Raw genomic sequence first — 22,364 nt, 5'->3', positions numbered from 1 at the left:
GACATAAAAAAACCCCCAGTAACACATACTGAGGGCTTTTTGTAATCAATGTATGCTTTGCTTATCGTTTCAACGTAAAGTGTCCGTTTACGGTTCTCTGTGTTCCTAGCTCGTCTACTTCTGTAAACTCTACGCGGAACCAGTAATCGTTTGATGGCATAGGCTGTCCATTAAAAGTACCGTCCCATCCAGCACCTACTGGACTGATTTGCTTTAATAGTTTTCCGTATCTATCAAAGATGAAGATCTTTGCGTTTAAGTTTGGTGCTACTCCCAGTCCTATGATATTCCATGTATCATGGAAACCATCTGCATTTGGCGTGAAGAATCTTGGGTAATCAATTATCCCTATCTCTACTTCTGATACGCTACAGTTACCACTCGCCAGTCTTCCAAAAACAGTGTGTGTCCCCGGTGTTACTCCTGTAAAAGTAGTACTACTCTGGAACGGCCCATCATCTATCGCAAACTCATATGCTGAAGCGACATCTGCTCCTGTAACATTAATTACTTCTACCGTGTATAATCCGCTATTGTTAAAGGAAGATTCTACAACGACGGCTTCAAAAACGGGTGCGCTCTCTGCGCTATACACCGCTTCTGCTACATAATCACAGCTCGTGCCATCTCCATAAGTAGCGGTAATCATCACTTGATACGTCCCTGCAGCATCAATAGTTACCTCAGGGTTTAGCGATACTAATGCGCCGTCACGTGTCCAAACATAACTATAAGTAACCCCAATCTGCGGACTCTCCACCGTACCATCAATGATAAACGGATTAAGCGCTTCGCCTGTAATTTCATCTACACAAATCTGTCCGCCTTCATTAGTTAAATTGGTGTATGGCAACGGTTGTACAAATATCTCAAAACTCTCTATCGTGCTACTCTCACAGCTACTTGCAGTGTTTACCGCTCTAGCATAAATCACCTGCGGATTTATGGTGTTTTCAAAAGCACTAGGAGTAGCAATCGCATTTGTCATCGCCTGCGCATCTGCAAGGCTAGTATAATAACTTACGGAAGTTGCGGCTACGTTTCCAGTGATGACAGCGTTTTGCTGAGTAAGATCAAAAGTTGCCGTACTCTGCTCTGGTGCGATATTTACTCCAAAATCGTCTGCACATTGCACGATATTAAATGCTGGAAATACCTCTGGGCGTGACTCTACCGTAAAGATGATGCTGGTAAAACTCACGCATCCTGTGGTCGCATTTTCTATACGTACAAATAATTCCTGATTATCTGCCACCGTGTATGGCGAGCTAAGCGCTGCTGCATTTGCTGCCGCTTGCACCTCTAGTTCATGGTAAGTGATAATAAAATCACTGGTTACCTGCGGCGCAGCAAGTAATCCAGCCAAATCTGCGAGGGTTGTTAAATCGACACTTCCCATCGCGTCATCACCATCAAATTCTTCACAGAAGGTATAATCTACAGGTCCAGCTGCTGCCAAGATCGGTAGCGGGTTTACCACCACTTCAAAAGGAACTACTACAAAACATAGATTTCCGTCGCTATCTAAGTCGCTGTTTCCTGGCACATCACGTTCCACTCTTGCGTATAATGTTTGGTTGCCAGTCACGGTATTGATAAACGCAGTCACATCTGCAATGGCTAGCGTGGTGTCTTCTGGGTTCGCTTCCGCGAAAGCGAGCTCTGTATACACTGTTATATTCACAGGTTCTGCTCCAGCAATCTGTGCGATAGCAGGTGTTAAATCAAAGACTTCAAAACCATCTGTTGCCGAACCTGAACCTGCATCAATCACTCCGTCACCATCAGTATCAATATCTGTAGTCGTATCACACACTTCTAGCGCATCTGGGTTGGTATTCGGCGTTGGCAGTGGTAACACTTCAATATTAAAGGTCGTTCCATCACTACATCCTGCTGGGCTTGATACTACTGCCTGGATGGTCTGAGGATTTAATGTATTTGTGTACGCCGAAGGATCTGTAATAGGAGTTCCTGCATTCAAAGCTGCAAGACTCTCATAATACGTTACCGTAAGCAGCGGATCACCACCAGTGAGACCGGCTTGGTTTACGCTCAAGTCAAATACGGTAAAGGTGTCTATATCATCATCACAAATCATCAGGTCTAGCTCATCACCATTCGGATTTGCCGTAGGTGGTGTCTCTACCGATATCTGAAAAGAACCAATGGCAGCACATATATTTGGAGAGCCATCACTTACTTGTAAGCGTACCCAGATAGTTTCTAGTGGTATTATCTGTGTTGCTGTATAAGCGGTAGGGTTTACAATTGGATTGATTCCCAAATCGGCATCTACTTGTGTATTATGGTAGGTAATAACAAGGGTTGCTGGATCTTGCGTTCCTATAATCGCTGACTCATTTTGGGTAAGGTCAATGATTTCCATTAAATCATTGTTATCATCACAAGCAGCAAGAGTTGCTAATGTTGTAGGAAGTTCAGGAATAGGGAACACAATAAGTTCAAACTCATAGATCTTCGTACAACTTGTGGCTGTGGTAGCATCCGTATCTTGTGCAACGACATACAGCGAAGTCATTCCTGAAATGTTATTATAAGGAAGCGTAATATCTATTTGACCTGCTCCTGTATCTGCCGTTGCATTATCTAGTGTTTCATAAAAACGTAAGGCTACATTCGTTACTGTTGCTAGTAAGTCGTCATTATATTGCTGCAGGTCAAATGCTCCAAAGCCATCATTATCTTCATCACAAGCTACTGCCGCTGGTAATGGCTCTCCAATGACTGGCAGTGGATTCACCTGAAGGTCTACCGTAGTTTGAGCACCACACATTCCTGCCTGATTACTAGTAACTAAAATGAAAATGGTCTGCGGACTCATGCCTGTATTTACATAGGCTGTTGGAGTAGAAATCGCATTGGTTGCCCCAGCATCTAAGTCGGCTTGCGATTCATAATAGCTAACACTTAAAGTGGTGTCTCCTCCAGTAATTAAAGTATCAAGGCTCGTTAAATCAAAACTTGTAATCCCATCAGTATCGTTGCCTACCAGTGCTCCTGCGCTATCGCACTGCTCAAAAACTCCAGGAGGTGTGATTACTGGAATCATCGCTATGTTTAGATTGAAAGTGCCAACGACCGTACATCCTGTAGTTGTATTTTCTAGACGCACCCAGATTGGCGTGGTTGGCGCACTTGCTAAGTAATTCAGCGGATCGGCAACTGGCATGTCACTTGCGCTTCCTACCATCGCTTCTGCGCTAGCCAGCGTTTCATGATACGTTAAAGTAACATCAGCAGTAGTTTGTGTTCCTAGAACAATTGCATCATTTTGAGTAAGATCAAAAAGCGCTTGTCCATCTTCATTATCATCACAAGAGGTTAAATCTGGGATTACTGTAGGAAGTACAGGTGCTGGTTGTACGGTAAGTACTAGTTCGATAACACGGTAACACTGGGTTGCTGTTGCTGGGTCCGTATCGGTTGCTCGTACATATATTGTTCTAGATACAGTCTCATAAGCCGCTGGTGTTGCTATCGATGGACTGCCTAGTTCCGCGGAAGCGAGTGTCTCATGAAAAGTGAGTGACATAAACGTCTCTCCATTGATAATATCTGTAGTTACTTGGCCTGTTAGGTCAAATATGGCATCTCCATCATTATCTACATCTCCATCGTTTGCCATGGTATCACATTCTTCTACCGCTGCAATAGTAGTAGGTGATGGTAGTGGGTTTACCACTAAAGTAAGCGTGGTGGTTTCAAAACAGCTAGTTACTATATTTTCTACTCTAGCAAAAATAGTTTGGTTGGCCATTACGGTATTTTGATATACATCTGGAAGCGCTGGTGCACCTGCATCGGCATCGCCTTGGGTAAGGTGATAGCTCACTGCCCAGTCATCATTACCACCAGTAATTTCATCATCACGGCTACGTAGGTCAAAACTCGCAAACTCATCGGTATCACTACCACTGGCTAAATCATCACAAAGCTCATATTCGGCAGGTTGTATTGGTGTAGGAAGCGGATTTACAACAAGAGAAAGGGTCGCTATGTTACTACAAAAAGTAGCTGTGGTCGTTGGTTGCGCCGTATCTGTCACCACTGCAAAAACGGTTGCCGTGTTGCTGGTGTAAGCGGTAGGAGCTGCGATGGCAGGAGTTCCAGCTTCCGCGGAAGCGAGAGAAGAAAACCATACTACACTGTGGGTTGCAGGGTCTAGACCTCCTAAAATATTTACCACTTGCGTGCTTAAATCAAAAATCTGTAGTCCGTCGCTATTATCATCACAAAGCGTAAAAGGAGTTGCATTTTCATTAGGCATTGGAGTGTTAAGCACTCTCAAGGTAAGTGGTGTTGTGTCATAACAACCTATCGCATTAAATACACGAGCAAAAATGATTTGCTCAAAAGGATCGTTGTTGATATACATTGCTGCGTCCAGCTCTTGACCTACAGGCGCATTATCTGCATCTGCCTGGGTAAGGTAGTAGGCAACATTTAAACTAGGGTCACCACCAGTGATTTCGGCATCTCTAGAAGAAAGTACAAAAAAGTCAAATACACCATCATTATCATCATCACAAGCCTCATAATCCGCTGGAGTGACAGCCACAGGCACTGGGAAGCTTCGAATGCTCATACTCGTCGTTGAAAAACAACCTGTTATATTATTAGTCACACGTACCCCTACAATCTGAGGATTGCTCGTGGTGGTAAACATCGTGCTATCTGGAATACTTGCATCGCCAGTAGTAGCGCCAGCAGCGTCCAAGTGATAGGTTACCGTGAGATTTGCATTAAAACCACTAGTGATTTCGGCATCTTTTTGAGAAAGATCAACCGTGGTAAATCCATCTACTACGCCATCATCATCACACACTTGAAGCTCTGATGGCGTAATTGCCACAGGATTCTGATTCACAATAATCTCAAAGTTCATTGCTGTATCAAACGTCGTACACGTGCTGCTTGTACTTCTTAGACTATAGAAAATAGTCTGCGGGTTACTACTATTTGAAAAAGAGGCAGGACTTGCAATCGCTACTGGAGGTGTAGCCGTGTAAGCTGCAATGCTCTCATAAAAAGTAACTTCTAGATCTGTATCTCCACCAGTAATCTCCGTTATATTCTGCGTCAAATCAAAAGTAGCAGCATTGGCTACAGCAGAACAGGTTTCAATACTACTGATGCTTGGTAGGAATGTTGGGTTGGGGGTGACGGTGAGTCTCACATGCTCTCCAAGACCTACACATCCACTATCTGTAGCTGCCTCTACACGAACCCAAATGTCTTGAACACCGCTAGCACTTGTAAATAGTGGGTTGTTGCTATAAGCAGCAATATCCGTAATAGGATTAATCTCAGATAAAGCCTCTTGTTCTGTTTCATAATAAGCAACAGATACTACCTGTGGTGAGAACGATGTCATTATCGCGGTGGTAGCAGCAGAGAAATCAAATACAGCGATACCATCACCATCAGTATCACACTCAATCTCATCTGCAAAGAGCGTTCCATCTGAAATTTGAGAAGCACTCACAATCACATTAATAACGCCTTCTCGTGAACATCCATCTAGATTTGTAACTGTTACAGCAATAGCCTCTGTAAAAGGAGAAGCACTATTTACATAAGCCGTTGGATCAGTTATAGGTGCGCCAGAAGCGTCTACGTATGTAAAAGTCTCATTAGCTGAGTTTGTACTTAATTCACTCTGTGACTGTGTTAAGTTTAAAGTCGTAATACCATTTGTATCATCATCACACTGACGTAAGGTTACTGGTGTGGTTATCATTGGGAGTTCACCTACAACAAGAGAAATATTTCTTGTTGCAAAGCAATTTACGTCACTACTATTTTCTACACGGACAACTATAGTTTCTCCACCTGCATTGGAATTAGTATAAGCGAGCGGCAAAGGGTTGTCATTATTATTAGCATCTACACCTCCACTGTGATAACTAACATTAAATAACGCAGGATCTTGGGTTCCTAAAATAGCATCCGTTATACTAGATAAATCAAAAACAGTAATTCCATTAGTATCATCTCCATCTGTAGCATCATCACAAACTAAAAACGGACCAGGATCATTGGCCACGGTTTGATCACTTACAGATATTATAAATGAGCCAACATCAAAACAGCTTTCACTCAGAGTGGTCTCTATACGGACAAAAATTTCTTCAGATGGTGCTGTGTTGCTATAAACCTCTGGATTAGCAATATCATTAATATCCATTTCCGCATCAACTTGTGAGCTATGAAATGTTACAAAGACATCTGTTTGTCCTGACGTTATAGCAGGAATTTGATCTTCTAAGTTGAATATTTCAATCCCATCACCAGATGAATCATCACAAACCATAATATCCATTGGATCATTATAAGTAGCAGATGCGAACTCTATTGTTACTGTATCCTCACCTAAACAACCAGTGCCAGTATCGACTAATACTCTATATTGACCATCACTTGTTACATCAAGGGTCCCATTAACTTGAGCTGGCACAAAGGGCTCAAACATATTGGTCATAGTATTCAGTTGTTGCCACTCAAATATTGTTGATGCAGTTGTATTATTAGTAGCATCCAGGGTTACTGTTTCTCCTTGACAAGCAGCATTAAAGTTAATACCTACTTGGTCTGCTCCAATATCTACCCCTAAACTTAAACTACCTCCACGTAAAAAGACAGCAGAGTCGAAACCGCTATCAGAACGATCTGCTATAACCATTTTAAGTGTGTATGTCTCATTAGGTACAATTGTAACGGTTGTTGTGGTTAGTACCGTAGTTAATCCGTCAAATTGAGTAGGCAAATCGTTAAGATTATCATTTGAATTACTTACATATAATTCTGGAAAATAGTTTACACCTAAGTCTTCTGTACCACATAAAAACCCGTTAACAGCATCTTGGGTGGGATCTAAATGTATTGTTGCTGTGCTTACAGCAACGTTTGATGAGCCTTGGATTGCTGCAATATTAGTACCTCCAAAAGCAGTACCAGAATCATCAGGGATTCCTGGACCTTTTACTAAAAATGCAAAACCATCTCTAAATACGTCATCACACTCAAATTCGTTCTCATACTCTTCAGACGCAAAAATAAATTCAAAATCAACAGTATCAATATTTGAAGAAAATGTAAACTCAAAAACAGTTGCATCATTTGTAGGCACAAAAGTCCCGTACAAATTATCTAAAATTGTTTGAAGATCAGTATCCCCATTCCAACTTCCACCACTGTTACCACCTACATCATCATTAGGTCCTTCAGCCAAACTTGCAAATCCAGAAGTAAGAATTATTCCGTCTTGAAAAGGAAAATTAGATCCATTTGCATTGAAGTAACCCCAACTTTTTTGATTAGGATTACTAACGCCACTAGGATTTTCTTGAAAATTAGTTAGCGATACATCAGCACAAGAAGAGCCACTTATTAATACATTTTGAATGAGCTCTTCTGCAGTGAATGAAGATTCGGGAAAGATTGGATTATTGACAGCTATGCTTTGTCCTAATAGTCCGCCGTAACTAGAAAACGATAAAATAATACCAAGTAAAAATTTTTTCATCAATAAATCCTTAAAATCAAAAAGCAGAAAAACACTTGGTAAATTACGCTAAGCAAATTCTTCAACACCTTCAGTTTATAATTAATATTTACTGTCCTACTATATAGAACAGCTCAAACAATAAAATCCATAACCTTTAATAAATGCACCCAAACTATTACTGAGAATATTGGAATTATCTAAGTTATTGATTGCAAAGTTCGAATATATAAAAATATGGAGCTACAAATAAGTGATTGTATGTCATATTGTTATAATTAGGTTATTTAATTTAGAGGAGCAAAAAAAAAACCACATTCTAAAAAGAATGTGGTTTTTAAAGTGATGTGAGCCCTGCAGGATTCGAACCTGCGACCGCCTCCTTAGAAGGGAGGTGCTCTATCCAGCTGAGCTAAGAGCCCTAATCAACAATAAGTCGGGGTAGCAAGATTCGAACTTGCGACCTCCTCGTCCCAAACGAGGCGCGATAACCGGGCTACGCTATACCCCGAAATATACACTAAGTGTATAAATCTTTAAATAACAAAACAGATGATTACTCATCTGTTTTGTTATGACTTGCGGAGAGACAGGGATTCGAACCCTGGGTAAGTGTTTCCACCTACGACGATTTAGCAAACCGCTCCTTTCGGCCACTCAGGCACCTCTCCTTTAATAAAATAATGAACTTGCTTGTTGTAAGCGGATGCAAATCTACATCAACAAATAGAAGAAAACAAGAATAATTTCAACTTTAATTCAAAAAAAATTAAAGGTCATATATGTCAGTAATCTATTCATTTAAAAATCAGATACTCACCTCTAATTATTGCAAATAAAATAATTTATAAATCATCAAATTTTCGCGAAAGCGGAATACCTTAATATCTTCTTAAAGCAAAATATCCTGTGAAGGTCACGTTTGAACGCGTATTTGCTTTGTACCAAAAGCTATTATCGAATAGCGCTTTACCTTGATAGCTTCCATCCCAACCTTGCCCATATGGAGAAATGGTCTTGAGACGTTTTCCAAAGCGATCATAAATTTCTATACTCGTAACCGTTTCCCCATTTACCACTACTCCCCTCACCTGCCAGGTGTCATTAACACCATCTCCATTAGGAGTGAAGTATTTTGGAAATCCTGGGTCAGGTTTGATACGTCTGCTGTCCATCCCACAACCATTGCGGTCTCTTACATATACCTGAATATCTGTCGCATCAACATCTATAAGTAATGCACTAGATTGATAAGGGCCATTCTCAGTAGTGCTAGAATATTCAAAATCGCCTTCCTCTTCTAATTCTACAAGAACGTTTACTGTGTTTCCTTGATTTGAAATCACTAAGTTATCAATAATAGGAGGATCAATTATAGAAACCTCAAACGAGTGGGTTGCTGTACAAATAATAGTTCCAGAATCAATAACTGTTTCTGTACTCACCTCCACCATATACACTCCTGAGGTATTGATTGTAACTAGAGCGTCTGATGATATACTTACCATTTCACCATCATTTATTGTATTCCACACAATGCGCTCATACGGTTCTAGATAGCTCAGGACTAATGGAGCATTATCTCTGCAAATCTCATAATTTTCGGCGAGATCAATTATGGGATTTAAATCAACCATTTCACCTGTAATTCCATCTGTGTAAGGGCCACAACCATAGGTGGTCGTAAAGCTTGTTTGCGTACAATTTTGTGCCTCTCCAGCAGCATTAAAAGGTGTTATAGTTACAAAGTATAAAGTTCCTTCAAGAAAGTCAAGTACAGCTGTAGATGTAGCTAGACCAATATCTGTATTTGCAAGTACGTCTGATCCTCCGGGTGTTGTACCTATCCTTATAAGGTAACCCTCTACATTAGTCACTGCTGGCCATTCAAGTATTGGTGTTAAGGCAACTTCAGTAGCCCCATTTATCGGCGCGATAAGTTGTGTACATTCTGGAACTTCTGTGGCAACTATTTCTGTAGTAAATGATGTCTCTACACAATTTACCGCTTGTCCATTCTCATTGTATGCTATCACGGTAACATAATACGTCGTATCAGGGTTAAAATTTACAGCGTTATTATACGTCAAAGTATTTCCTAAATTCTGGGCATTTACAACATCGATTCCTCCAGGTGAAGTACCTATATTTATAATGTAACCCGTAGCTCTAGGTGCATAAGGCCAACTTATTGTAGTGTTTAAAGGAACGTCTACTGCTCCATTTACTGGAAAACTTATTTGCGTACAGGACGGAACAACAGTAACATCTTGCGTAGTAAAAGACTGACTATTGCATGACTGCGAGCCACTTACAAAAAAGGCTCGGATCGTAATGTAGATGATTGTACTTTCTGGCATTCCCTGCGGAGGATTAAAACTCGCTGAAATACCTACACTAAAATTATTGAGTATGTCTGCACCTCCTGTAGTAGTACCTAAGTCTATAAAATAATTAACAGCTCCTGCTACTGGCTCAAAACTTATTGGCGCAATTACAGAAACATTGGTTTCTCCTTGAGCGGGAGAAATAAGCAAAGCACAGCTGGTGTCTTGAACGGCCGCTTTCGCGAAAACGTGAAAAACACAAAACAATCCTATTAAATAGAACCGAAGGCAACCCTCTCTACTACTCAAATTCATTCTACAAAGTTTTCAAAATAAAGACCTGTCAATTATACTGACCAGCCGTTAACGCATCTTGTAGGAAAAATTAGATATGATTTTGAATCAATTAGGAGCGATAAAATATTATTTCAAAATCTAAAATAAAGAAGTTTGCGACTTAGAATCATCATCATCGCTACTTACTTCACCGTCTGTTTTTTTTGCGGTTTGAGGAGAACTCTTTTCGGGAGTTACTTCTTCCTCACCTACAACATCTATATTTTCCTTTTCTTCTTCTACTTCTTCTTCATAAGGTAAAGACTCCATCCAGTTTAAACCTTTAAGTTTTTCTGTATAGAAAGTATTACCTAGAGCGGTTAACCCTTTTATTGTTATAAAGTCTTCCATGGATACTATCTCATTTTCCTTGGCTTCCTTACCTCGCTGCTTGTAAAATATCATTTCAGCGACAGGTCGCCAGTCGGTGGAGACAAGCTCTAGCACGCTATTCTCATGATCAGATATAAATGTTTCTTCTTTATCTGGAGAATCTATCAGGAATCGCTTACCATAATAACGATCTTTATTACCATCCCAATATATAGCCGTAATAGGTTTTTGCGGATTCCACTTTTCTAACACAATCATATCTTCATCAAAATGATGTGTTACTTCTGGAATAATTGTGCGCACATTACCATGCTGATTAATAATCAATAGACGATCCTCTGGACGAAATTCCCCAAGTAAATCACCACGTTCATCTAGGTTAAGACGCTGTACCGTATTGTCAAACCAAATTTTACGTGGTTTAAGAGTGGACAATCCTTTTTCCTTAAGCTCTACAGATTTTACTGCATTTTTAGAAACGATGTTACCCTTTGAAGATCTTCCTTTTATGATAACATCTGCAAAGTCTATTTCTAATCGGAGCTTCTTTATGGAGGCAACAGCTCTCAAGTATACCGTAACTAGTTCTGCTTCTCCATTAGGATTTGCACTAAAATAAAGTACCTGAGCACTCTTCTGATCACCAGCTAGCTTATAATCGTTATTACGTGTAACTGAGGTAACGTTAAAGCGCTTAACGTAAGTAGGCAATCCATTACCTGCTCTGTAAATCATATTATAAGTAGTACGCTTATCCTTTTTCTTGAAAATAGCGACATGCAAAATATCCTTACCTATAAATGTTTTAGACTCCACCTTTACCACCATCATCGTTCCAGACTTTGTAAATACAATTACATCATCAATGTCAGAACAATCGGTTACATACTCATCCTTTTTAAGAGATGTTCCCACAAACCCTTCAGCTCTATTTACGTAGAGCTTCGTGTTTCTAAGCACGACTTTGGCTGCTTGAATGTCATCAAAGATTTTAATCTCTGTTTTGCGTTCTTTTCCTTTGCCGTAGTCCTTTTTTAATCTTGTGAAATAATCTATCGCATATTGCGTGAGATTATCTAAATGATATTTCACCTGAGTGATTTGATCCTCTAGCGCATCTATCTTCTGTTGTGCTTTATCTATATCAAACTTAGAAATACGTTTTATACGTATCTCCGTCAATCTTGTTATATCCTCAACCGTAACAGCTCTTTTTAGATGACCTATATGTGGCTTTAAACCGTCATCAATCGCTTTGATTACGCCATCCCAAGTTTCTTGCTCTTCAATGTCACGGTAAATTCTATTTTCAATAAAAATACGCTCTAGTGAAGCATAGTGCCATTGGTTTTCAAATTCACCTAGCTGTATCTCAAGTTCTGCTTTTAATAAATCTTTTGTGCGGTCTGTTGAGCGACGTAACATTTCTGTTACACCTACAAAGAGTGGTTTATTATTTTCTATGACACAACTAAGCGGTGATATAGAAGTCTCACAATTTGTAAATGCATATAATGCATCAATTGTTTTATCTGGTGAAATACCTCCTGGAAGATGTACTAATATCTCCACGTTTGCAGAGGTATTATCTTCTATTTTTTTAATCTTGATCTTACCCTTATCATTTGCTTTAAGAATAGAATCTATAAGCGATGTTGTGGTCTGCCCAAAAGGCAACTCAGTAATGACAAGCGTGTTTTTATCTTGCTGACTTATACGTGCTCTACAACGTACTTTACCACCGCGCATTCCATCTTTATAATCAGTAAAGTCGGCTATACCTGCTGTAGGGAAATCTGGATATAATGTAAATTTCTTATCCTTAAGATGCTTGATAGAAGCATCAATCAGTTCTATAAAATTGTGGGGAAGTACCTTTGTACTTAAACCTACAGCAATACCCTCTGCACCAGACGCTAGAAGCATTGGGAACATTACTGGTAAATTTATAGGCTCCTTCTTACGACCATCGTAAGAAGCTTGCCATTCTGTGATTTTTGGATTGTAAACGACATCAAGTGCAAACTTGGTAAGTCTTGCTTCTATGTAACGAGATGCCGCTGCACGGTCACCAGTTAGAATATTTCCCCAGTTACCTTGAGTATCAATGAGTAAATCTTTTTGGCCTATTTGCACCATGGCATCACCTATACTCGCATCACCGTGAGGGTGATACTGCATCGTGTGACCTACCACATTAGCAACCTTATTATAGCGACCATCATCAAGCTCTTTTAAAGCATGCATAATACGACGTTGTACCGGTTTGAAACCGTCTTCTATAGACGGTACAGCACGTTCTAAGATTACATAAGATGCATAATCTAGAAACCAGTCTTCAAACATCCCCGAAACGCGGGTGATGGTTTCTCCACCTCCATCCACAACTTCTGCTGGAAGTGTCTCTGGATTTAATTCTTCGTCTTCGTTATGGTCGTTTATTTCTTCGCTCATTAATTGGTTATAATAACACTTACTTTTCTAATGGTTGCCTCAATCTTTCTTTATTCACGTTTTCGCGAAAGCGTACTACTAGTCCTCCTCCACTACTCTATCTAGTTCTACCTTGAGATTTTCAATAATAAACTTCTGTCTATCTGGCGTGTTTTTACCCATGTAGAAAGACAATAATTCTTCAATCATCAAAGCTTTATCTAGCATTACTGGCGCTAGCCTTATATCTTCTCCTATAAAAAACTGGAACTCATCTGGAGATATCTCTCCAAGTCCCTTAAATCGGGTAATCTCTGGCTTTGCTCCTAAGCGCGCCATAGCATCTGCCTTTTCTTGATCACTATAACAGTACACTGTTTCTTTCTTATTACGCACTCTAAAAAGAGGTGTTTCAAGAATATATAAATGCCCTTCTTTTATGAGCTCTGGAAAGAACTGCAAGAAGAAGGTTATTAGTAATAGTCGTATGTGCATACCGTCAACATCGGCATCTGTTGCTATCACAATGTTGTTATAACGTAAGTCCTCTATAGACTCTTCTATATTAAGTGCAGCTTGCAAGAGATTAAACTCCTCGTTTTCGTAAACGATTTTCTTTGAAAGTCCGTAGCTATTAAGAGGCTTTCCTTTAAGACTAAAAACAGCTTGTGTGTTTACATCACGTGACTTTGTAATTGATCCAGATGCTGAGTCTCCCTCGGTAATAAACAAGGTAGTCTCGAGGTTACGTTCTTTCTTACTGTCTGTAAGGTGGATACGGCAATCTCTTAATTTCTTATTGTGAAGGTTTGCTTTTTTTGCCCTGTCTTTTGCTAGCTTACGTATTCCAGAAAGATCCTTTCGCTCACGTTCTGCTTGTAATATCTTACGTTGCAGTGCATCGGCTACGGGAGTATTTTTATGTAAAAAGTTATCAAGTGCAGTTTTAAGAAAATCATTAATATACGTTCTCACGGTAGGTAACTCACCTCCCATATCTGTAGATCCTAGTTTGGTCTTCGTTTGCGATTCAAAAACAGGCTCCATCACTTTAATACTAATCGCAGATACAATTGACTTTCTAATATCTGATGCCTCGTAACTCTTATTGTAAAACTCACGAATGGTTTTTACTATGCTTTCGCGAAAAGCTGCCTGGTGCGTTCCACCCTGCGTAGTATTCTGTCCATTTACAAATGAATGATACTCTTCTGAATATTGCGATTTACTGTGTGTTATTGCAACTTCGATATCCTCCCCTTTTAAGTGGATGATATCATATAAGCGATCTCCTTCTGCGATACTTTCTGAAAGTAAATCTTTCAGTCCATTTTCAGAAAAGAACTTTTCACCGTTAAAAACGATGGTAAGTCCTGGATTAAGATATACGTAGTTCTTAATCAAACGCTCTACGTACTCAGAGCGAAATTTAAAGTTCTTAAAAATCTCTGCATCTGGAACAAACGACACTTTAGTACCGCGTCTGCGAGAGGTCTCATCTAGCAAATCTTGATTTGTTAGTTCGCCACGAGCAAACTCTGCACTTGCAGATTTTGCATCTCTAGTAGATTCTACTCTAAAGTAGCTGGATAATGCGTTTACCGCCTTAGTACCTACACCGTTTAGACCTACAGATTTTTTAAATGCACGCGAATCATACTTACCTCCCGTGTTCATTTTTGAAACAACATCCACTACTTTTCCAAGCGGAATACCACGACCGTAATCACGTACAATCACTTTTTCTCCTTGTATAGAAACCTCTATGGTCTTCCCGGCTCCCATTACAAACTCATCGATACAGTTATCAAGCACCTCCTTTACAAGGATATAGATACCGTCGTCTGCGCTAGAACCATCACCTAGTTTACCTATGTACATCCCTGGACGCATGCGGATGTGCTCCTTCCAATCGAGCGATCGGATATTATCTTCGTTGTATTGTGTTTCTTGAGTCATAAAATGTCGTGGAGTCGCTAATATAAGGACTTGCAATGGCTTAAAGAACCTCAAAATAAAGAAATAATTAACAATTTTAAAAATAGCATTGTTGATTACCAAATTCTCTATGCTTTCGCGAAAATATGATTAAATTATTCTCTGTCCTTTTTCCTTACAAACCATGTGATTTGTATCTTTCTATCCTTACAAAGTTAGATTTTATGGCAGTACTAAATGGATTAAATCGAAGATTATTATTAATCGCCTTTGTAGGTGGCGCCATTGCTATACTACTGATTTATAGAAACCAAACAACAACCTCACCCGAAGTTCATACTGCCGAAGATTTATTAGAAAAAGTAATGAACGCCAGTGGTACAAAAGAGCGTTACAAAAACATAAAAAGCATACGCTTTGAAAAAGCTTTTCATCTATACCACGAAGATGGAACTGTAGAAATAGACCGTACTGAGTTACATCAATATGATTTTAGTGATGGAACACAACGCAATGTAAGTTGGTCATCAGATACTACAAATTATGAGCTCATACAAAAGGACTCAGATATATACCAGACTATAAATGGAGCGACAGACACTACCGCAACAAAAGTTTCACTGCAAAATAAACTAAACGCCGCTACTTTCGTTTTAGGATTGCCCTATACTTTAAATACTGATAATTCAACAAAAACATACAATGGCTTACAAGATTTTGAAGGCGTAAGATCACATGAACTGGTCGTTACATTTACAGGTAGCGAAGATGTCTGGAGCCTTTATTATGAGCCAAAAACGTTCGCATGGCTCGGTTACTGGGTGCAAACTTCAGATCACTATAGCCTTGTTATTAATGATGAAATGACAGAGGTGGATGAATTTCAATTTTCGCGAAAGCGTAGCAGTTACCGCACAGATTCCTTAAAAGTGAGACAATACTTAAGAGCAGATTACGACTACTCAAACTATGAAATAAAGTAAATTAAGACTGTACTTTTGCCTCGATAATCTCGATAGCAGACTGCACCGTTTCCATTTTTTCTATCTCATCATCTTCAATAGTAATATCAAAATGATCTTCTACGTCAAGCACGATATCTACAAGGTTTGCAGAATTTACGTTGAGTTCTTGAGTTAAGTGGCTAGTAGGTTTTATATCATCTACAGAGACATCTTCTGGTAGGTAAATTTTGATGATATTCTTTAATGCTTCGTAGTGTTCGTTATTCATAATCTTATGTGTAAGCTGTGATAATTACCACAGTTTGTTATTTTTTTCTCTAGTTATTCAAATTTCTTAAAAATCATACAGCAATTAACATCGCCAAAACCAAAACTAGCTTTTGCTGCTACCTTTACAGGCATATCAATGGTTTGTGTAAGTACTTTAACCTGAGCTACTCGCTCTAATATTTCCGGATGTATGTGAGTAGAGTTAATATTCCCAAAAATACGACCTTCCTTAAGTTCTAAAATAGTCGCTACCGTCTCAATACTCCCAGCCGCCGCGAGACAGTGTCCAGTCATGCTTTTAAGCGAATTGATATAAGGAAAATCCTCTCCTTTCAATTCAAGAGCTTCACTCCAGTTTGCAATTTCTGTTGGGCACATTCCTGTAGAAGTGAGATGCCCATTTATGGTATCAATTTCCGTCGCAGATACTCCTGCATTTTTAACGGCAGTTTTTATACAATGCTGTACTGCCTCACTATTAGGTGCAGTCATGGTACCGCCATTACGCTGTCCTCCACTATTTACTGCACCACCTAAAACTTCGGCATATATCTTTGCGCCTCGTTGTTGTGCACTTTCGAGAGTTTCTAGCACTAATGCTCCTGCACCAGCACCTGGCACAAAACCATTTGCATCTTCCTGCATAGGTCTGCTTCCAGCTTCTGGATCTTCGTTATATTTTTTTGTGAGTACACGCATCGCATCAAAACCTCCCCAAATATAAGGACCGCTATCATTGCAACTGCCTACAAGCATTCGCACTGCATCACCGTTGCGCACACGCTCATACCCCATAAGTACACTTTCTAGTCCCGTAGTGCAAGCACTAGAATTTGTAGTTACTTGGTTTCCACAACCTAGATACCCTCCTAAATATGCACTAATACCACTTGCCATCGTTTGCACAACAGAAGTACTCCCTAAGCGGCGTACTTTGCCTTCATCAGTTAGGTAAATAGCACTTCTAAATTTTTCGGCGCCTAGTAAGGAAACTCCAAAGACGATTCCGCTATCATAATCGACAGTATCTTTATCTGTAGGCGCGAGTCCAGCGTCTGTCCATGCATCTACTCCAGCTATCATTCCGTACTCAATACCAGAGCTCTGTAAATCTCGAAGTTGCAAGGCTGTAAAGTAGTTTTCGAGCATTCCTTCGGGAATTTCTGGCTGTCCAGCAATCTGACACCCAAAATTGAGGTCTGCTAGTTTCTGGTGAAATTTAATTCCACTTTTACCTGAAAAAATGGCATCAGAAAATGCTTTGAGCCCTATTCCATTAGGTGCACAAACGCCCATTCCTGTTATGACTACTCTATGCTTCATTATTTAGTACTAAAAATTCCTGCAAGTGTTCCTTTTACACACACCTCATCTTGCGCATTAAGAAGCTTCACATTACATTTTAATTTATTAAATCTAAAATAGGCCTCCTCTGACACAACGGTCACTTTCTCGCCAGGCATCACAGGTTGTAAAAACTCAACATCTGCGCTAGTAAATGCTACTTTTAAAGCAGCTAGATCTTGACCTGCCAACTTAGAAATACCCAGACTTACTAAACCTATTTGCGCCATGCATTCTGTGAGTATCACGCCAGGTGTAACAGGATTACCCTTAAAGTGTCCTTCATAAAAATAAGATTCTCTAGAAAATGTATAAGAACCAACAATATATGAGTCGCCCAGCTCTTCTATTTGATCTACAAATAGAAAAGGCCCCGTGTAAGGTAATAACGCTATAATCTCTTCACTGCTCATCGTATGTGTTCCCCTCCATCTACGTGAATCACAGCGCCATTAATCCAGGCTGCTTCATCACGTGTTAACAAATACACAGCATTGCCTACATCCTTAGGCAGTGTTAATCGCTTGTAGGGATTACGTTGTTGTGCCATTTCTTTCATATGCTCACTCCCAGGTATGAGGCGTAAGCTCTCTGTATCTGTCACTCCTGCTTGAATACAGTTAGACGTAAGACCTAGTGGTGCAAACTCTAATGCAATCCCTCTCGAGATGGCTTCAAGAGCTGCTTTGGCTGCAGCAACTGCGCCATATTGTGGCCATGCTTTGCTGCTACCTTCACTTGTAAATGCAATGGCTCTTGCAGATGGGGTAAATAATTCCGCTTTCGCGAAAGCGGATACCCAATCATAATAACTCACCGCCATGGCGTCTAGAGTACCTTTAAAATCCTCATTGCTAAGTGTGGCACTATCTTCTGAATATAATGGCTTCAAATTACCACGCGCGATGCTATGCACCACTACTTTTATGGCTCCTGCACCTACAGTATCCTTTATTTCTGAAATAGTAGCTTGACGCTTATCTGCATTAAGGGCATCTGTATTATATGATAAAATGGTCGCTCCAGGTACTTCCATCTCGCGCATAGCGTCTTCAAAAGCTGCTATCACACTACGACGAGATCTGTGAATGATAATAATGTTCATTCCCTCATGCGCTAGTTTCTTTGCGGTGGCTAGCCCAAGACCTGAGCTACCTCCTAATATTACTGCGTATTTATTTTTATAAGATTGACTCATCACTTACCATTTTAATAATACACGTTGCGCCGAAAATCCTGGGCCAAAACTTAGCATAATTCCCAGATCACCTTCCTCACATTCTCTATCAAGAAAACGTTCTAAAACGTACAATACAGTAGCACTACTCATATTCCCATATAACTTAAGTACCTCCTTCGTGTCATCTATATTTTTACCAAGCTTACCAAAAAGATCTTCAACCGTTTCTACAATCTTACGCCCTCCTGGATGAAATATCAAGTGGTTTACATCTTCTATACTGTAGCCGTTTTTTTCTAAAAATGGATGAATTATATCTGGAAACTTATCTACTATCTGTTGTGGCACCTGTTGATCTAGAATCATCTGTAAACCACTATTTACAAGCTTAAAGCCCATCATTTCCTGCGCATCATAAAAGTGATACATTTCTGTATCCACTATTTGCGGTCCGCTATCTTCTTCTTTACTTGACATGAGAACGCAAGCCGCACCATCTCCAAAGATAGCTGCACTCACCACGTTTACCATCGAGTAATCATCATGTTGAAAAGTAGCCGTAGGACTTTCAATCGCTATAACAGCTGCTCGTTTTCCAGGATTTGCTTTAAGAAATTCATTTGCATATAGCACACCACTTACTCCAGCAGCACAACCCATCTCCGTTACCGGTAATCGTACAATATCTTGGCGTAGTTTGAGCGCATTAATTAAATATGCATCTAGCGAAGGGATCATAATACCCGTACAACTAACTGTAATAATATAGTCAAGGCTAGTACCATCCCATGAAGCTTTAGTAAGCGCTTTAGATAATACCTGCTCTCCTAGCTTTACAACCTCACGAGTATAAATGTCATTCTTCTCTTGAAAACTAGTGGCTGTAAATACCTCTTCTGGCGCCATAATACTATAGCGCTTATCTACTGCTGCATTACCAAAAATCTTCTTAACCTTTCGTTTAAAACGATCTTCTTGCCCATCTAGCCATATGTCTAGAAAAGGCATTATCTCTGCTGTAGTACGTGAATATTGTGGTAACTGTTTTGCTACCGTCGTAATGGTTACGCTCATATAGTTTTTATCACCCACAAATATCTAAAGGCCCATTTCCATTGTATGGAATAGTCGTCTAGTGCAAGTTGTTTTGAATAGGTTTCTAATTCTTTTCTTCTAAAAGAGCGGGCAATGCTCACTCTTCCGTCGTATTTGGCAATCTTACTTTTCATAAATATACCGCTAAAAAGCTGAAATAAACGGTACGCTATCTTACTTCGCTGTAAATCGTTTACTATGACACCTATACTTGCCAATTTTTTAAATTTCTCCATAAACACCAGTAGTTGTTCATCAGAAAAATGGTGCATTGTTAAGGTACAGATAATCACATCACATTCAAACGTAGTTTCATCTATCGTTAATATATTCTGGCGGCTAAAGGTTAAGTTATCATAGTCTTTAGATTTCTCTCGGGCGCTATCAATACTTTTATCATTGATATCAACCCCAAAAAACGAAATATCAATAGTGCTTTTTTGAAAGTGCTTAGCTATGTGTCTCAACACCTCTCCATCGCTACACCCCACATCTACTATCTTCCATTTACTTTTTTCAGGATGCTCACTCATTAATTCTTCTAGCGCCGTAATCGTAATATGATTACCTCCTAAGTATTTATTTACCGTAGCGAGATCCTTTAATGCTAGATGTAAGTCTGCCTCTGGAAGACTGGGGTCATCCATTAACTCTGGGGTTGTACTACGATTCTTAAAATTCATTATGTTATAAGATTTCCATGTGTAGACTGTATCACGCTACTCAATAATCTAGGCGATTTTTGAAGTATCCCTACTCCTAATCTAGTTATCGTTGTATTATGCAACCCACGCTGTATAAGTGCCCCGTTGCGCATTCTAGTCGCAAAGGTTTGCTTCCACTGCTTCGTATATTCTTTTTCTAGCTGCTCCCGCTTTTTTGAAGTACTTATATGGTTACTAAGACACTCACTTGCAATCTTTGCGCTATGAATTGCCATTGCCATACCGTTACCGCATAAAGGATGTATGAGTCCTGCACTATCACCTATCATAAGTATGTGATTTTCCACAACAGATTTATCTTGAAATGAGATCTGACTAATGGTGAGTGGTTTTTCAAAAATAGGTTCCGCTTGCGCGAAAAATTCTTTTAAATAACGATTCTGCTCTAATACCTCAACTCGATATGTGTCTAAATCTTTATGCTTCTTAAATGAATTTACATCTGCTAGATAACAAACATTTATCGCATCTGTTTCCACTTTTGATAATCCGCAGTAACCTCCTGAAAAATTGTGTAAAGCCACTAGATCTTCTGGGAATTGTCCAGCATAATGTGCTTTTACACCCATCCAAGGGGATTTTGTACTTATAAATTTTCGCGAAAGCGTAATATCTAATCCGCTCCTCTTACCATAAGCTCCAAGAGCATAGGGTGCTCTAAAACTTTTATCTTTTGTGGTAACCTCAAATTCCTCTCTCCCGAAAGTAACATTTGTAGCGGTTGCCTGCTCAAATACCAACCCTAAACTTAAAGCTCGTTCGTATAGCACTAGATCTAAAGCATACCTGCTAATCCCAAAACCTCCTAAGGGAAGTGCAATCTCAAGCGCATTACCAGAGAGTCCAGAAAATTGAAAACGGTTTATTTTCTTAGCGCCATTAGTTATGGGATATATACCTAACGCATCTAGATATGGCAACACTTCATTAGAAACGTACTCTCCACATACCTTATGCTTAGGGTATGTATTTTTCTCAATAAGAACCACAGAGAAGTCAGCTTGCAGCAAGTGTACAGCGGCTGTGAGTCCCGCAAGACCTCCACCTATTATAATGATATCGCAATCTTGTTCCACTATGTGAATTTACAGATTACATTGCATAAAAAATCCCCAAAACATAAGTTTTGAGGATTTTGTGATTTCTGTTTAACAGAAGGGTTTAGTTCCCTCCGTTTGCTTCTTTCATTGCGTCTTGCTTCATCTCTTCGTTAGGAACAATAGCAAGTTGTACACGTCTGTTTTGAGCACGTCCCTCTGCAGTATCATTACTTGCAGCTGGCTGCGTTTCACCGTACCATACCGTTGTAAATCTTCCTGCAGATAATCCAGTACCCACCATATAATTAGTAACTGCGTTAGCTCTATTTTGTGATAAGGTCATGTTATTTGTATCAGACCCTACACTATCAGTATGTCCAGCAACTACAACATTAGTTTGATTATATTCTTTCATAATATTAGAAAGCTTATTTAGTAACGTCTGGCTTGCTGTATTCACGTTATACTTCGCAGTATCAAAGTAAACACCCGAATTTTCGTCAAATGTCACTACAATACCATCATCTATACGCTCTACAGTAGCTCCTGGAAGTTCTTGCTCAATTTGTTGTGCTTGCTTATCCATCTTGTTACCAATGAGAACACCTGCTCCACCACCTACTACACCACCTATTACGGCTCCTAGCTCTCCATTTCCACCTTTACCAGCATTGTTCCCAATAATAGCTCCAAGGATTGCTCCACCTGTAGCTCCTATAACAGCTCCTTTCTGTTTGTTGTTTGCATTTTTTGTAGCCTCACAACTTGTGAAACCTGTAAGCATTGCTGCTCCTAATGCTACTGCTGTAATATTTCTTACTATATTTTTCATAATCTTAATTCTTTAAGT

13 protein-coding genes and 3 tRNA genes are annotated in these 22,364 nt (G+C 39.6%); 1 reads left to right on the top strand and 15 read right to left on the bottom strand.

Annotated elements, in window-relative coordinates; genetic code table 11:
• Positions 1-61 precede the first annotated feature (61 nt).
• From KRODI_RS12730 to KRODI_RS12700, 7 genes are all read right to left on the bottom strand, one after another.
• Positions 62-7,549 carry a T9SS type B sorting domain-containing protein gene (locus KRODI_RS12730; protein ID WP_013752018.1) on the bottom strand — a complete coding sequence of 2,496 codons (7,488 nt, stop codon included), beginning with the start codon at positions 7,547-7,549 and terminating at the stop codon, positions 62-64.
• Between the two features lie 327 nt (positions 7,550-7,876).
• Positions 7,877-7,950: transfer RNA gene (locus KRODI_RS12725), tRNA-Arg, on the bottom strand.
• Positions 7,951-7,964: 14 nt separating this feature from the next.
• Positions 7,965-8,039: transfer RNA gene (locus tag KRODI_RS12720), tRNA-Pro, on the bottom strand.
• A gap of 71 nt (positions 8,040-8,110) precedes the next feature.
• Positions 8,111-8,199 (bottom strand) — tRNA-Ser (locus KRODI_RS12715).
• Positions 8,200-8,409: 210 nt separating this feature from the next.
• The gene (locus tag KRODI_RS12710) at positions 8,410-10,170 is read right to left on the bottom strand and encodes a T9SS type B sorting domain-containing protein (protein WP_013752017.1); all 1,761 of its coding nucleotides are present in this window, start codon (positions 10,168-10,170) and stop codon (positions 8,410-8,412) included.
• A 120-nt stretch (positions 10,171-10,290) separates the two neighbouring features.
• Complete coding sequence (locus KRODI_RS12705; protein WP_013752016.1) at positions 10,291-12,978, bottom strand: DNA gyrase/topoisomerase IV subunit A; 2,688 nt, start codon at positions 12,976-12,978, stop codon at positions 10,291-10,293.
• 78 nt (positions 12,979-13,056) lie between these two features.
• Complete coding sequence (locus KRODI_RS12700; protein WP_041295706.1) at positions 13,057-14,916, bottom strand: DNA topoisomerase IV subunit B; 1,860 nt, start codon at positions 14,914-14,916, stop codon at positions 13,057-13,059.
• 203 nt (positions 14,917-15,119) lie between these two features.
• Here KRODI_RS12700 and KRODI_RS12695 point away from each other — a divergent pair, with 203 nt between their 5' ends.
• Positions 15,120-15,878, top strand: coding sequence for a hypothetical protein (locus KRODI_RS12695; protein ID WP_144784181.1), 759 nt, complete (start codon positions 15,120-15,122; stop codon positions 15,876-15,878).
• Position 15,879: 1 nt separating this feature from the next.
• Here the strand turns inward: KRODI_RS12695 and KRODI_RS12690 are convergent, their stop codons facing one another.
• The 8 genes from KRODI_RS12690 to KRODI_RS12655 all read right to left on the bottom strand — a co-directional run bounded on the left by KRODI_RS12690 (position 15,880) and on the right by KRODI_RS12655 (position 22,346).
• Positions 15,880-16,128 (bottom strand): phosphopantetheine-binding protein, encoded by a 249-nt coding sequence (locus tag KRODI_RS12690; protein WP_013752013.1) that lies wholly within the window; start codon positions 16,126-16,128, stop codon positions 15,880-15,882.
• Between the two features lie 53 nt (positions 16,129-16,181).
• Entirely contained in the window at positions 16,182-17,453 is a 1,272-nt protein-coding gene (locus KRODI_RS12685; protein WP_013752012.1) for a beta-ketoacyl-[acyl-carrier-protein] synthase family protein, read from the bottom strand.
• A complete protein-coding gene (locus tag KRODI_RS12680) occupies positions 17,453-17,887 on the bottom strand; it encodes a 3-hydroxyacyl-ACP dehydratase FabZ family protein (protein ID WP_013752011.1) in 435 nt (144 codons plus the stop codon). Before KRODI_RS12680 ends, KRODI_RS12685 begins: the two co-directional genes overlap by 1 nt.
• On the bottom strand, positions 17,884-18,672 hold the full coding sequence (locus KRODI_RS12675) for an SDR family oxidoreductase (protein ID WP_013752010.1): 789 nt from the start codon (positions 18,670-18,672) through the stop codon (positions 17,884-17,886). The genes KRODI_RS12680 and KRODI_RS12675 overlap by 4 nt, the downstream gene beginning before the upstream one ends.
• Before the next feature lie 3 nt (positions 18,673-18,675).
• Positions 18,676-19,728, bottom strand: a complete 1,053-nt coding sequence (locus tag KRODI_RS12670; protein ID WP_013752009.1) for a type III polyketide synthase — start codon at positions 19,726-19,728, stop codon at positions 18,676-18,678.
• Positions 19,725-20,432, bottom strand: a complete 708-nt coding sequence (locus KRODI_RS12665) for a methyltransferase domain-containing protein (protein ID WP_013752008.1) — start codon at positions 20,430-20,432, stop codon at positions 19,725-19,727. The genes KRODI_RS12670 and KRODI_RS12665 overlap by 4 nt, the downstream gene beginning before the upstream one ends.
• Positions 20,432-21,550, bottom strand: coding sequence for an NAD(P)/FAD-dependent oxidoreductase (locus KRODI_RS12660; protein ID WP_013752007.1), 1,119 nt, complete (start codon positions 21,548-21,550; stop codon positions 20,432-20,434). Before KRODI_RS12660 ends, KRODI_RS12665 begins: the two co-directional genes overlap by 1 nt.
• 85 nt (positions 21,551-21,635) lie before the next feature.
• Complete coding sequence (locus KRODI_RS12655) at positions 21,636-22,346, bottom strand: OmpA family protein (RefSeq protein WP_013752006.1); 711 nt, start codon at positions 22,344-22,346, stop codon at positions 21,636-21,638.
• Between the last annotated feature and the right edge of the window lie 18 nt (positions 22,347-22,364).

The sequence above is a fragment of the Dokdonia sp. 4H-3-7-5 genome, assembly GCF_000212355.1.
GTDB lineage: Bacteria > Bacteroidota > Bacteroidia > Flavobacteriales > Flavobacteriaceae > Dokdonia.
This window is presented reverse-complemented; position numbering and strand designations above follow the sequence as displayed.

Excerpts from the sequence above, each read along its gene's own strand:
- KRODI_RS12730 (WP_013752018.1), bottom strand. The coding sequence starts at position 7,549 with ATGAAAAAATTTTTACTTGGTATTATTTTATCGTTTTCTAGTTACGGC.
- KRODI_RS12710 (WP_013752017.1), bottom strand. The coding sequence starts at position 10,170 with ATGAATTTGAGTAGTAGAGAGGGTTGCCTTCGGTTCTATTTAATAGGA.
- KRODI_RS12705 (WP_013752016.1), bottom strand. The coding sequence starts at position 12,978 with ATGAGCGAAGAAATAAACGACCATAACGAAGACGAAGAATTAAATCCA.
- KRODI_RS12700 (WP_041295706.1), bottom strand. The coding sequence starts at position 14,916 with ATGACTCAAGAAACACAATACAACGAAGATAATATCCGATCGCTCGAT.
- KRODI_RS12695 (WP_144784181.1), top strand. The coding sequence starts at position 15,120 with ATGGCAGTACTAAATGGATTAAATCGAAGATTATTATTAATCGCCTTT.
- KRODI_RS12690 (WP_013752013.1), bottom strand. The coding sequence starts at position 16,128 with ATGAATAACGAACACTACGAAGCATTAAAGAATATCATCAAAATTTAC.
- KRODI_RS12685 (WP_013752012.1), bottom strand. The coding sequence starts at position 17,453 with ATGAAGCATAGAGTAGTCATAACAGGAATGGGCGTTTGTGCACCTAAT.
- KRODI_RS12680 (WP_013752011.1), bottom strand. The coding sequence starts at position 17,887 with ATGAGCAGTGAAGAGATTATAGCGTTATTACCTTACACGGGGCCTTTT.
- KRODI_RS12675 (WP_013752010.1), bottom strand. The coding sequence starts at position 18,672 with ATGAGTCAATCTTATAAAAATAAATACGCAGTAATATTAGGAGGTAGC.
- KRODI_RS12670 (WP_013752009.1), bottom strand. The coding sequence starts at position 19,728 with ATGAGCGTAACCATTACGACGGTAGCAAAACAGTTACCACAATATTCA.
- KRODI_RS12665 (WP_013752008.1), bottom strand. The coding sequence starts at position 20,432 with ATGAATTTTAAGAATCGTAGTACAACCCCAGAGTTAATGGATGACCCC.
- KRODI_RS12655 (WP_013752006.1), bottom strand. The coding sequence starts at position 22,346 with ATGAAAAATATAGTAAGAAATATTACAGCAGTAGCATTAGGAGCAGCA.